A 12,131-nucleotide genomic window follows, 5' to 3' on the forward strand; every position below is an offset into this window, starting at 1 on the left:
GTATCGGTTGCACGCGAGTGCCTGGTAAACGAATGCCGCCCCGTGGGGCGGCATTTTGAGTCGACAGTCGCGAAGCAGCGCTTGCGACGACTTGAACTGAAAAGACTCGCTACGCTTTTACCGCACTCGCATCCCCGGCTTTGCACCGCAGTGCGGCTCGAGAATGTAAAGGCCCGGTTCCGCCTTCTCGTCGGGGGCCGACGCCGCGAGCACCATGCCTTCGGACAGGCCGAACTTCATCTTGCGCGGCGCCAGGTTCGCGACCATCACGGTGAGCTTGCCCTTGAGATCCTCCGGCTTGTAGGCCGAGCGGATACCCGAGAACACGTTGCGCGTGCGGCCTTCGCCCACGTCGAGCGTGAGCTGCAGCAGCTTGTCCGAGCCCTCGACGACATGGCAATCCACGATCAGCGCCACGCGCAGGTCGATCTTCGCGAAGTCGTCAATGGAGATGACTTCGGGCTCGCCAGGCACTTGCGGCTCTGCCTTCTTCGCTTCCTTGACGGCCTTCGACTTCTTGTTCGCATCGGCGGCTGCCGCGGCGGGCGCGTCGGTGGCCTGAAGCGAGTCGCGGTTCGCGGCCAGCAACGCTTCGATCTGCTTCGGATCGACGCGCGTCATGAGGTGCTTGTACGCGTTGATCGGGCGTTGCGAGGAGAGCGCCTTGCCGGCGTCGGCCCAGGTGAGCGGCTCGATCGCCAGGAACTGTTCGACGCCTTCGGCGAGCGTGGGCAGCACCGGCTTCAGCGCGAGCGAGAGCAGGCGGAACGCTTCGAGGCTCACGGAGCAGGTTTCGTGCAGCGCCGCCGCGTTGGCCGGATCCTTGGCCTGTTCCCACGGCTTGGCCGTATCGACGTAGCCATTCACCGCATCGGCAAGCTCCATCGTATGGCGCAGCGCGCGGCCGTATTCGCGCGCCTCGTAGTTCGCGGCGATCTGCGCAATCGCGGCGCGCAGTTGCTCGAGCAGCGGATGATTCATCGCGCTGTCCTGCACGCGGCCGTCGAAGCGCTTGATCAGGAAGCCCGCCGCGCGGCTCGCGATGTTGATGTACTTGCCGACGAGGTCGCTGTTCACGCGCGCCTGGAAATCATCGAGGTTCAGGTCGAGGTCTTCCATCGTGCTGTTGAGCTTTGCCGCGAAGTAATAGCGCAGCCACTCGGGGTTCAGGCCCGTGCTCACGTAGCTTTCCGCCGTGATGAACGTGCCGCGCGACTTCGACATCTTCGCGCCGTCCACGGTCAGGAAGCCGTGCGCGAACACGTTGGTCGGCGTGCGGTGGCCCGAGAACTGCAGCATGGCCGGCCAGAACAGCGTGTGGAAGTACAGGATGTCCTTGCCGATGAAGTGGTACTGCTCGGTCTTCGAGCCGGGCCTTACCCACGCCTCGAAGTCGATGCCGCGCTTCTCGCAAAGGTTCTTGAAGCTCGCGTAATAGCCCACCGGGGCGTCGAGCCACACGTAGAAGTACTTGCCCGGCGCGCCCGGAATTTCGAAGCCGAAGTACGGCGCGTCGCGCGAGATGTCCCAGTCGGCGAGTTTCGATTCGCCCGACTCGCCGAGCCACTCGCGCATCTTGTTGGTCGCTTCCGGCTGCGCGAGCCCGCTCACCCAGCCGCGCAGGAAGTCTTCGCAGCGCGGGTCGGAGAGGCGGAAGAAGTAGTGCGTCGAGGTCTTGCGGATGGGCGTGGCGCCCGAAACCACCGAGTACGGATTCTTCAGATCGGTGGGCGCATAGGTCGAGCCGCACACTTCGCAGCTGTCACCGTACTGGTCCTTCGCGCCGCACTTCGGGCACTCGCCCTTGATGAAGCGATCCGGCAGGAACATGTTCTTGACCGGGTCGTAGGCCTGCTCGATGTCGCGCGTGTCGATCAGGCCGGCTTCCTTGAGCGCCAGATACACCGACTCGGAGAGCACGCGGTTTTCTTCGGAGTCCGTCGAGTAGTAGTTGTCGAACGACACGCCAAAACTGTCGAAGTCGCGCTTGTGCTCCTGCCATACGCGCGCGATCAACTGCTGCGGCGTGACGCCTTCCTTCTCGGCGCGCAGCATGACGGGCGTGCCGTGCGTGTCGTCGGCACCGACGTAGTAGACCTCGTGGCCATGCATTCGAAGCGCGCGAACCCAGATGTCCGTCTGGATGTACTCGACCAGATGGCCGATGTGGATCTGCCCGTTGGCATAGGGCAGAGCAGACGTGACGAGAATCTGGCGGCGGCCACTTTGATTGGCATGCGCGCCGGCTGCTGCGAGGTCGGTGGCGGGTGCTGACATAAATGAGGAGAAGTCCGATGTTGCAGGGGGAAAGGGCGATTTTAGCAGGGCAGACGCACCCCCGTTCAGCCGGCGGCTGAGCGCTCGCATGCGATTTGGGTAGAGACAGCACGCCCGCTCGGGAGCAACGGAGAAGCCGCATTGCAAAAAGCGGCCAAAAAAAAACCGGGGCAGTATGGCCCCGGAGCAACAACGACAAGAGGAGAATGGTGACGCGGCGGCGCTGCCGCACACGTACCGTAAACAAAGACAGCGCGGTTTCCGGAGAGTTCGAAAATTTTTTCGATTCCCTGGCAGCGTTTCCAGACGAGGCGTTGATGGCCGTCCAGCAGCGGGTCCGAAGCGGCCCTGCTGCCGCTCCGAATGCGCAATGCAAGCGGGACGGCATCGCTGCCGTCCCGTCGATGTGTCGCCTTTAGCTGTCGCCTCTAGCCAGCGGCTGTGCCGGGCAGCCTCAGCCCTGATGCTGCGCCGTGGCGCGCAGATAGATTTCGACGCGGCGGTTCGCGGCGCGGCCCGCCTCGGTGTTGTTGTCGGCGACCGGTTGCGTGTCGCCGCGGCCGTCGGCCGCCATGCGCTGCATCTGAATGCCGCGCGAGGCGAGGTAGTTCACGACGCTCTGCGCGCGATTGACCGACAGCGTTTGATTGTAGGCGGAGGAGCCCGTGTTATCCGTATGGCCTACCACCTGCGCGACGACTTCCGGGTTCTGCTGGAGCGTCTGCGCGACCTCGTCGAGCACCGGCGCGAACGACGGCTTGATCGCATAGCTGCTGGTGTCGAACGTCACGTTGCTCGGGATGTTGAGCTTGAGCGAGCCGTCCGGCTGCTCGGTGATCTGGGTGCCGGTGCCCTTGGTCGCGCCCGAGAGCTTGTTGTGGATCGCGTTCCAGTTGTAGCCCGTGATGCCGCCGACCAGTGCACCCGCGCCCGCGCCGATCGCCGCGCCCTTGCCGCCGCCGAAGATCGCGCCGATGGCGGCGCCCGTACCGGCGCCCACACCCGTGCCGAGCGCCGTATTGGTGCCCTGCTGGGTCGCGCAGCCGGCGACGAGCGCGCCGGCAACGGCGAAGACGGAGAGGCGGGTCAGGATTCTTGTGTTCATTTGCTTTCCTTTCTTGAGTGGAACCAGGCCGGCCGTGGCGTTCGCGGCCCCGCTTGCGAACAGGGTCTTCGATGCGCGCACGGCGGCAGCTACTACAATGACGCCTTGAGGATTGCGCCGCCAGGCGCTCTCGCGGCCGCATTCCAGCAGCCTTGAGAGCGCCTTTGGCGCGCGCAAACGATGCTGCCGCGAAGCGTGCCTTCCCGGCCGGATTTGCGCAATGCAGCTTAACAATTTCTTTCGATTTCCGGCGCGTACGCGATCACTCCTCGCTGCGATGAGCGCTTACGCGAACCGGCATTCTCCCCACGGAGTTTCAATGAGCATAGACCGGGCTTTGATCGACGCCGCGCTCGCGGCCTTGACGGATCCGAACACGGGCCATCCCTACACGGTGGCCAAGGGCGTACGCAACGTCAGCGTCGAAGGCGACACGGTCGGCGTGGAGATCGTGCTCGGCTATCCCGCGAAGAGCCAGTTCGACGCCGTGCGCAAGCAGGTCGAAGCGGCGCTCGCCGCCGTGCCGGGCGTGCAGGCAAGCCGCGTCGCGGTGCGCAGTGAGATTACCGCGCATACGGTGCAGCGCGGCGTGAAGCTGCTGCCCAACGTCAAGAATATCGTCGCGGTGGCGTCGGGCAAGGGCGGCGTGGGCAAGAGCACGACCGCCGTCAACCTCGCGCTCGCGCTCGCGGCCGAAGGCGCTTCTGTCGGCGTGCTCGACGCGGACATTTACGGCCCCTCGTTGCCGATGATGCTCGGCATCGAGGGCCGCCCCGAGTCGCCCGACGGCCAGTCGATGAATCCGCTCGAAGGTCACGGCGTGCAGGCCAACTCGATCGGCTTTCTGATCGAGCAGGATAATCCGATGGTCTGGCGCGGCCCGATGGCCACCTCCGCGCTCGAGCAACTGCTGCGGCAGACGAACTGGCGCGAGCTCGACTATCTCGTGGTGGACATGCCGCCCGGCACCGGCGACATCCAGCTCACGCTCTCGCAGCGCGTGCCCGTGACCGGCGCCGTGATCGTCACGACGCCGCAGGACATCGCGCTGCTCGACGCGAAGAAGGGCCTCAAGATGTTCGAGAAAGTGGGCATTCCGATTCTCGGCATCGTCGAGAACATGGCCGTGCACATCTGCTCGAACTGCGGTCACGCCGAACATATCTTCGGTGCGGGCGGCGGCGAGCGCATGGCGAAGGAGTACGGCGTCGAAGTGCTGGGCAGCCTTCCGCTCGACATCGCCATTCGCGAGCAGGCCGATTCGGGCAACCCCACCGTGGTGGCCGCGCCGCAGGGGCCGGTGGCGGAAATCTATCGCGCGATCGCGCGGCGCGTGGCAATCCAGATCGCCGAGCGAGCCCGCGACATGACCTCGAAGTTCCCGACCATCGTCGTGCAGAACACCTGAATTCCTGCGCATCCAGAGGCCTGGCCGGTTCCCGCGCATGGGGACAGATAGGCGCGCGGCGCGGCGCGTGCGCGGTATCATGTGGGCTTCATCGGTCCGGTGTGGCGGGAGCAACGGGGCTGCCGCCGGCCGGCAAGAGGATCGCATGGGTAAAGGACACGACAGGCAAGCGGGGAACGCGCACGTCGTACGGGTGAGGGCCCTCGTGGCGCTCGTGGCACTCGGCGGCGGCATGCTGCTAGCGGGCTGCACGAGCTTCATGGGCCAGCAGGAGAAGCGCGCGAGCGCGCAGCTGTTGCCGACGGTCGGCAGCCAGGCGCGCGGCACCGTGTCGTTCGTCGAGCACTCGGACGGCGTGCAGGTGAGCTACAACCTCGCGGGCCTGCCGCCCGACAGCGATCACGCACTGCAGGTGCACGAACGCGGCGACTGCAACGCCATCGATGCATCGAGCGCCGGCCCCGTGTTCGCCCCCGCCGCCGAGCGCCTGAAGCCGGGCGCGCGCGTCGAGGGCGACCTCGGCAACATCCATGCGGATTCGAATGGCGTGGCGACCGGCTTTATCGTCGCACCCGACGTTTCGCTCGACGGCGTGCGCTCCGTGCTGCAGCGCGCCGTGATCGTGCATCGCGATCCGATCGACCCCTATGCGTATCCGCAGCGCGGTACGGGTCCGGCGCTCGCGTGCGGGCTGATCCGCGCCCAGTGAGCGTGGCGCCATGCCACATCGGCTCGCGCCGGGCCACCGGAAGGCGACCGCCAGGCGACCAGCAGGCGACCCGAAATCCACCGGAAGACCAACCGAGGCCGCGTGAGCGCCAGCAATCATGCGGGTTTGCGCGCTACGGCCGCGCCACCGGCTGCATCCATCCCGGCAGCGTCAAACGCAGTTCCCGGCACGCCGATCCACATCGCGTAAAATAGGCGCCTTTCGCACGCGGCGAGTGCCCGATGGGGCCATCCGCATGCCTTCCCGACCCGATTTTTCCTCGTACGTAGCGAACATGGCAATCAAGTCCGACAAGTGGATCCGGCGCATGGCCGAAGAGCAGAAGATGATCGAGCCGTTCGTGCGCGATCAGGTCCGTATGTCGGAGGACGGCCGCAAGATCGTGAGCTACGGAACGTCGAGCTACGGCTACGACATCCGCTGCGCCGACGAATTCAAGATCTTCACGAACATCAACTCCACGATCGTCGATCCGAAGAACTTCGACGAAAAGTCGTTCGTCGACTTCAAGGGCGATGTCTGCATCATTCCGCCCAATTCGTTCGCGCTCGCGCGCACGGTCGAGTATTTCCGCATTCCGCGCAACGTCCTGACCGTGTGTCTGGGCAAGTCCACCTACGCGCGCTGCGGGATCATCGTGAACGTCACGCCGTTCGAGCCCGAGTGGGAGGGCTATGTGACGCTCGAATTCTCGAATACGACACCATTGCCTGCCAAAATCTACGCGAACGAGGGTGTTGCCCAGGTGCTGTTCTTCGAAAGCGACGAGGTCTGCGAGGTCTCTTACGCGGATCGCGGCGGCAAGTATCAAGGCCAGCACGGCGTCACCCTGCCGAAGACCTGACGCACACAGGCCCTGCCACCGGACACAACGACATACGGGGACCGCTGCGCGTCATATGCAGCGGTCGTTTCTTTTGGAGAATCGCCCATGAAGTTTCGTTTTCCCGTCGTCATCATCGACGAAGATTTCCGCTCCGAGAACATCTCGGGTTCCGGCATCCGGGCACTCGCCGAAGCCATCGAGAAAGAGGGCGCGGAAGTCCTCGGGCTGACGAGCTACGGCGACCTCACGTCGTTCGCGCAGCAGTCGAGCCGCGCGGCGTGCTTCATCCTCTCGATCGACGACGACGAGCTGTTGCCCTACGTCGAAGGCTCCGACGAGGAAGCGCCCGAGCACGCGCCCGCCATCGTCGCGCTGCGCGCGTTCATGGAAGCGGTGCGCAAGCGCAACTCGGACATCCCCATCTTCCTGTACGGCGAAACCCGCACCTCGCGCCATCTGCCCAACGACATCCTGCGCGAGTTGCACGGCTTCATCCACATGTTCGAGGACACGCCGGAGTTCGTGGCGCGCCACGTCATTCGCGAAGCGCGGGTGTATCTCGACGCGCTGGCGCCGCCGTTCTTCAAGGAGCTGGTCAAGTACGCCGACGAAGGCTCGTACTCGTGGCACTGCCCGGGCCACTCGGGCGGCGTGGCGTTCCTGAAGAATCCGCTCGGGCAGATGTTCCACCAGTTCTTCGGCGAGAACATGCTGCGCGCGGACGTCTGCAACGCGGTCGAGGAACTCGGCCAGCTGCTCGACCACACGGGCCCGGTCGCGGCCTCGGAGCGCAACGCGGCGCGCATCTTCAGCGCGGACCACGTGTTCTTCGTGACCAACGGCACCTCCACGTCGAACAAGATCGTCTGGCACGCCACCGTGGCGCCGGGCGACATCGTGCTCGTGGACCGCAACTGCCACAAGTCGATCCTGCACGCGATCACGATGACGGGCGCGATCCCCGTGTTCCTCACGCCTACGCGCAACAACTTCGGCATCATCGGCCCGATTCCGCGCGACGAGTTCAAGCCGGAAAACATCCGCAAGAAGATCGAGGCGAACCCGTTCGCCCGTGAAGCGCTCGAGAAGAACCCGAACCTCAAGCCGCGCATCCTCACGATCACGCAAAGCACCTATGACGGCGTGATCTACAACGTCGAGATGATCAAGGACCTGCTCGGCGACATGCTCGACACGCTGCACTTCGACGAAGCGTGGCTGCCGCACGCCGAATTCCACGCGTTCTATCAGGACATGCATGCGATCGGCGCGGGCCGTCCGCGCACGAAGGCGCTGGTGTTCGCGACGCACTCGACGCACAAGCTGCTCGCCGGCATCTCGCAGGCCTCGCAGATCGTGGTGCAGGACTCGGAGGACAGCACGTTCGACCGTCACCGCTTCAACGAGGCGTACCTCATGCACACGTCCACGAGCCCGCAGTACGCGATCATCGCGTCGTGCGACGTGGCCGCCGCGATGATGGAAGCGCCCGGCGGCCCCGCGCTGGTGGAAGAGTCGATCGCCGAGGCGCTCGACTTCCGCCGCGCGATGCGCAAGGTAGACGCCGAATACGGCGCCGACTGGTTCTTCCAGGTCTGGGGCCCGGACGACCTGGCCGAGGAAGGCATCGGCTCGCGCGAAGACTGGATGCTGCGCCCGAACGACCACTGGCACGGCTTTGGCGCGCTGGCCGAGAACTTCAACATGCTCGATCCGATCAAGGCGACCATCGTCACGCCGGGTCTGGACGTGGACGGCGAATTCGGCGAGACGGGCATTCCGGCCGCGATCGTCACGAAGTACCTGGCCGAGCACGGCATCATCGTCGAGAAGACGGGGCTGTACTCGTTCTTCATCATGTTCACGATTGGCATCACGAAGGGTCGCTGGAACTCGATGGTCACCGAACTCCAGCAGTTCAAGGACGACTACGACAACAACCAGCCGCTCTGGCGCGTGCTGCCCGAGTTCGTCGCGCAGCATCCGATGTACGAGCGCGTCGGCCTGCGCGACCTGTGCCAGCAGATCCACAGCGTCTACCGCGCCAACGACATCGCGCGCCTCACGACCGAGATGTACCTCTCGAGCATGGAGCCCGCGATGAAGCCTTCCGACGCCTTCGCGAAGCTCGCCCACCGCGAGATCGACCGCGTGCCGGTCGACGAACTGGAAGGCCGCGTCACGTCGATCCTGCTCACCCCGTATCCCCCGGGCATTCCGCTGCTGATTCCGGGCGAGCGCTTCAACAAGACGATCGTGAATTACCTGAAGTTCGCGCGCGAGTTCAACGAGCGCTTCCCGGGCTTCCACACCGACATCCACGGGCTCGTGGGCGAGACCATCAACGGCCGCATCGAGTACTTCGTGGATTGCGTGCGCGACTGAGCGCCCGAGGGAGAGGAATGTCAGGCGGTTCATCGGCGCGGTTTGCGCGCTCCTTCACCGCGATCGTGTTCGCGCTTTCGGTTGCCACGGCTTTGCTGGCCGTGGCGCCGGGCGCGCGCGCGGAAGTCGCGGCGGCCGATCCGATCGACACGGGCATGCGCGCGTGCCTTGCGCGCGCCGACCGTTCCTCGACGGCCGGGCAGATCCAGTGCATGGACGACGCGCGCAGCGCATGGCGCGCGGCCGCCGACACGGCGCTCGCGCAACTGGTCGCGAAACTGCCGCCCGCGAGGCAAAAGCGCTGGCGGTCGAGCCAGCAGAAGTGGGTGGCTTGGCGCGACGCCGAGGACACCATGCTCGGCGCCGTGTTCGCGACGACGAGCGGGAGCACGTATCAGCTTTACGAGGCCGACATGCGGCTGCAGCCGGTGCGCGAGCGTGCGCTCGCGCTGCGCAAGGCGGCGGCGGCCGACGGCGACCCGCCCCGTGTACGCGCCTGCAGCGCCGACGCGCGCTGTGAGCACGCGAGCTACGGCCTGAACCGCTATTACCGTCAGCTCTATGCCCGCATGCCGAAGCACGCACGGCCGACGCTCGCGCGCGCGCAGCGCGACTGGCGCGCCTATCGCGACGCGACCACGCCGCTCATCGACGAGCATGCGCGGCTCGACCTGCTAGGCGGGCGCCTCGCGACCTTGAAGCGCCTGGCGGAGATGGTGAACAACCACTGAAGCCGCGTCGTCAGTCGATGATGAACTGCTCCGGCGCGCGCGCCGGTAGCGAGGTGGGCTCGCCCATGAGGTCGTGCAACGCGACCTCGATGCCCGCCGACATCATGTTGAGCGCGAGGTCGTTGTCCTCGGTGCCGAACGGGTCTTCGATCTGCGAGGCGATGGCTTCGTGGGCCATGAACGCATAGGCCACGAACACGGCGAAGACCGGCGTGAGCGCGCCGATGCTATCGACGAGGCCGAACGGCAGCAGCGCGCAGAAGAAGTACACCGTGCGATGAATCATTACCGTATAGGCGAACGGCAGCGGCGTGGAGACGATGCGCTCGCAACCGCCGATTACATCTGAAATGCCATTGAGATTGTGCTCGAACGCTAGCACCGCGTAGCCGTCGAGGCGGCCTTCGCTCGCCTCGCGCTGGACCCATTCGGACGCGCACAGCATGAGCGTGGCCGGGCGAAAGCGCGAGGCCATCACGCGCGCGAACAGCGCCGGTGGCAGGCGCGCTTCGAGGTCGGCGCGCGGATCGGTGCTGCGCAGCTGATGGCGCAGCGCGTGCGGCAGCGCGGCGAGCAGCCCGACAAGCTCGCGGGCGCGTTCGCGCGTCGCGGCTGCATCGACGCTGCGCGGGAGCGTGAGCGCCTCGCGCGTGAGCGAGCGCGTCTCGTTGAGCATTTGCCCCCAGAGCTTGCGCCCTTCCCAGTAGCGGTCGTAGCTCGCGCTGTTGCGAAAGCCGAGAAACACCGCGAGCGCGATGCCGATGAGCGAGAACGGCACGGTGCTCAGGTTCACCGTGACCTTGAGGATGTGATCGTGCACGGCCACTGCGACGATCGAGATGCACAGCACGATGAACAGGCGCGGCAGAAGCTGCGGCAGCACGGAGCCGCGCCACGCGAGCAGCATGCGGAACCAGTGGAGATGCGGGCGGACGATCATCGGGGTGGTAGTTGGGGCAAGGGCGAACGGGGCCAGCGTCGAGCCGCGGCGGTGGCGACCGACGGGGCAAAGCGTCAGTATGGCGCGGGATCATAGGCCATGGCGCGTACGTGCCTGGCGCACACCTGCCGAGGTTTCCCGGGGGTACAGCGCGTGCTCGTATGTTGCGGCGCCCCAAAAACAAACCGGGCGCGCGACGTTGTCAGTCGCGCGCCCGGTTGGCGCTCGTGCGGGCCCCGTTCAGGCCCGCAGCGTTGCGCTTACTTGAGCGCCGCGCGCGCCGCGGCGATGGCCGCACGCACCTGCTCGGGCGCCGTGCCGCCCGGGTGGTTGCGCGCCGAGACCGAGCCCTCGAGCGTCAGCACTTCGAACACGTCCTCGCCGAGCAGATGCGAAACAGCCGGCAGTTCGCGGCGCATTTCGTCGAGCGTGAGGTCGGCGAGATCGCAGTTGCGGTCCACGCAGATGCGCACCGCGTGTGCCACGGCTTCGTGCGCGTCGCGGAACGGCAGGCCCTTCTTCACGAGGTAGTCGGCAAGGTCGGTGGCCGTCGAGAAACCTTGCAGCGCCGCCGCGCGCATCGCTTCGGCCTTCACCGTGATGCCCGCGACCATCTCGGCGAAGATGCGCAGCGTGTCGGCAACGGTGTCGACCGTGTCGAACAGCGGCTCCTTGTCTTCCTGGTTGTCCTTGTTGTACGCGAGCGGCTGGCCCTTCATCAGCGTGAGGAGCGCCATGAGATGGCCGTTCACGCGGCCGGTCTTGCCACGCGCGAGTTCCGGAACGTCGGGGTTCTTCTTCTGCGGCATGATCGAGGAGCCGGTGCAGAAGCGATCGGCGAGATCGATGAAGCCCACGCGCGGGCTCATCCACAGCACCAGCTCTTCCGAGAAGCGCGAGACGTGCGTCATCACGAGTGCGGCGGCCGCCGTGAATTCGATCGCGAAGTCGCGGTCGGAGACGGCGTCGAGCGAGTTCGCGCAGATGCCGTCGAAGCCGAGCGTCTTCGCCACGGCGAAACGGTCGATTGGGTAGCTCGTGCCCGCGAGCGCCGCGGCGCCCAGCGGCAGACGGTTCACGCGCTTGCGGCAATCGACCATGCGCTCGGCGTCGCGGGTGAACATCTCCACGTAGGCGAGCAGGTGATGGCCGAACGTGACCGGCTGCGCCACCTGCAGGTGCGTGAAGCCGGGCATGATCGTGCCCGCGTGCTGCTCGGCGAGGTCGAGCAGCGCGCCGCGCAGGTCGCCGAGCAGGCCGCCGATGCGGTCGATCTCGCCGCGCAGCCACAAGCGGATGTCGGTCGCGACCTGGTCGTTGCGCGAGCGGCCCGTGTGCAGGCGCTTGCCCGCGTCGCCGATGAGGGCCGTGAGGCGCGCTTCGATGTTCAGGTGCACATCTTCGAGATCGAGTTGCCATTCGAACTCGCCGCGCTCGATTTCACCCTTGATTTTCGCCATGCCGCCCTGGATGGCGGCGAGGTCGTCGGCGGAGATGATCTTCTGCGCGGCCAGCATCGACGCGTGCGCCAGCGACCCCTCGATATCGACGAGCGCGAGACGCTTGTCGAAGAAGACCGACGACGTGTAGCGCTTGACCAGCTCCGACATGGGTTCGGAGAAGCGAGCCGACCAGGCTTCGCCTTTTTTGTGCAGTTGGGAGGTCATGGTGATGAGAGCGGTGAGCGATGGGAAAGCGGGCCGCGCAGCCTCGCGCAAAACACGGCGCA

General features: G+C 65.9%; 9 protein-coding genes. 5 read left to right on the forward strand and 4 right to left on the reverse strand.

Going from position 1 to position 12,131, the window contains the following annotated elements; genetic code table 11:
- Positions 1–117 precede the first annotated feature (117 nt).
- Positions 118–2,277, reverse strand: a complete 2,160-nt coding sequence (metG, locus tag BMI01S_RS10105; RefSeq protein ID WP_028230578.1) for a methionine--tRNA ligase — start codon at positions 2,275–2,277, stop codon at positions 118–120.
- Positions 2,278–2,731: 454 nt separating this feature from the next.
- Positions 2,732–3,382: an OmpA family protein gene (locus BMI01S_RS10110; protein ID WP_028210542.1), complete on the reverse strand. Its 651-nt coding sequence runs from the start codon at positions 3,380–3,382 to the stop codon at positions 2,732–2,734.
- A 319-nt stretch (positions 3,383–3,701) separates the two neighbouring features.
- On the opposite strand from BMI01S_RS10110, the gene apbC reads away from it, so the two are divergent.
- The 5 genes from apbC to BMI01S_RS10135 all read left to right on the forward strand — a co-directional run bounded on the left by apbC (position 3,702) and on the right by BMI01S_RS10135 (position 9,462).
- Entirely contained in the window at positions 3,702–4,790 is a 1,089-nt protein-coding gene (gene apbC, locus BMI01S_RS10115; RefSeq protein ID WP_028210541.1) for an iron-sulfur cluster carrier protein ApbC, read from the forward strand.
- Positions 4,791–4,935: 145 nt separating this feature from the next.
- Complete coding sequence (locus BMI01S_RS10120; protein ID WP_028210540.1) at positions 4,936–5,499, forward strand: superoxide dismutase family protein; 564 nt, start codon at positions 4,936–4,938, stop codon at positions 5,497–5,499.
- A 295-nt stretch (positions 5,500–5,794) separates the two neighbouring features.
- A complete protein-coding gene (dcd, locus tag BMI01S_RS10125) occupies positions 5,795–6,364 on the forward strand; it encodes a dCTP deaminase (RefSeq protein ID WP_028210539.1) in 570 nt (189 codons plus the stop codon).
- A gap of 87 nt (positions 6,365–6,451) precedes the next feature.
- Positions 6,452–8,731 carry an arginine/lysine/ornithine decarboxylase gene (locus tag BMI01S_RS10130; protein ID WP_028230579.1) on the forward strand — a complete coding sequence of 760 codons (2,280 nt, stop codon included), beginning with the start codon at positions 6,452–6,454 and terminating at the stop codon, positions 8,729–8,731.
- Between the two features lie 17 nt (positions 8,732–8,748).
- On the forward strand, positions 8,749–9,462 hold the full coding sequence (locus tag BMI01S_RS10135; protein ID WP_028230580.1) for a lysozyme inhibitor LprI family protein: 714 nt from the start codon (positions 8,749–8,751) through the stop codon (positions 9,460–9,462).
- A gap of 10 nt (positions 9,463–9,472) precedes the next feature.
- Here BMI01S_RS10135 and BMI01S_RS10140 read toward each other — a convergent pair whose 3' ends face one another.
- Positions 9,473–10,402 carry a bestrophin family protein gene (locus tag BMI01S_RS10140; RefSeq protein ID WP_028230581.1) on the reverse strand — a complete coding sequence of 310 codons (930 nt, stop codon included), beginning with the start codon at positions 10,400–10,402 and terminating at the stop codon, positions 9,473–9,475.
- A gap of 260 nt (positions 10,403–10,662) precedes the next feature.
- Positions 10,663–12,069: an argininosuccinate lyase gene (argH, locus tag BMI01S_RS10145; protein WP_028230582.1), complete on the reverse strand. Its 1,407-nt coding sequence runs from the start codon at positions 12,067–12,069 to the stop codon at positions 10,663–10,665.
- Positions 12,070–12,131: the final 62 nt, after the last annotated feature.

Origin of the sequence: Paraburkholderia mimosarum LMG 23256 = NBRC 106338, assembly GCF_000739815.1 — a bacterium.
In the GTDB taxonomy this organism is placed as follows: domain Bacteria; phylum Pseudomonadota; class Gammaproteobacteria; order Burkholderiales; family Burkholderiaceae; genus Paraburkholderia; species Paraburkholderia mimosarum.

Coding starts and splice junctions, on each gene's coding strand:
- metG (WP_028230578.1), bottom strand. CDS start 2,277: ATGTCAGCACCCGCCACCGACCTCGCAGCAGCCGGCGCGCATGCCAAT.
- BMI01S_RS10110 (WP_028210542.1), bottom strand. CDS start 3,382: ATGAACACAAGAATCCTGACCCGCCTCTCCGTCTTCGCCGTTGCCGGC.
- apbC (WP_028210541.1), top strand. CDS start 3,702: ATGAGCATAGACCGGGCTTTGATCGACGCCGCGCTCGCGGCCTTGACG.
- BMI01S_RS10120 (WP_028210540.1), top strand. CDS start 4,936: ATGGGTAAAGGACACGACAGGCAAGCGGGGAACGCGCACGTCGTACGG.
- dcd (WP_028210539.1), top strand. CDS start 5,795: ATGGCAATCAAGTCCGACAAGTGGATCCGGCGCATGGCCGAAGAGCAG.
- BMI01S_RS10130 (WP_028230579.1), top strand. CDS start 6,452: ATGAAGTTTCGTTTTCCCGTCGTCATCATCGACGAAGATTTCCGCTCC.
- BMI01S_RS10135 (WP_028230580.1), top strand. CDS start 8,749: ATGTCAGGCGGTTCATCGGCGCGGTTTGCGCGCTCCTTCACCGCGATC.
- BMI01S_RS10140 (WP_028230581.1), bottom strand. CDS start 10,402: ATGATCGTCCGCCCGCATCTCCACTGGTTCCGCATGCTGCTCGCGTGG.
- argH (WP_028230582.1), bottom strand. CDS start 12,069: ATGACCTCCCAACTGCACAAAAAAGGCGAAGCCTGGTCGGCTCGCTTC.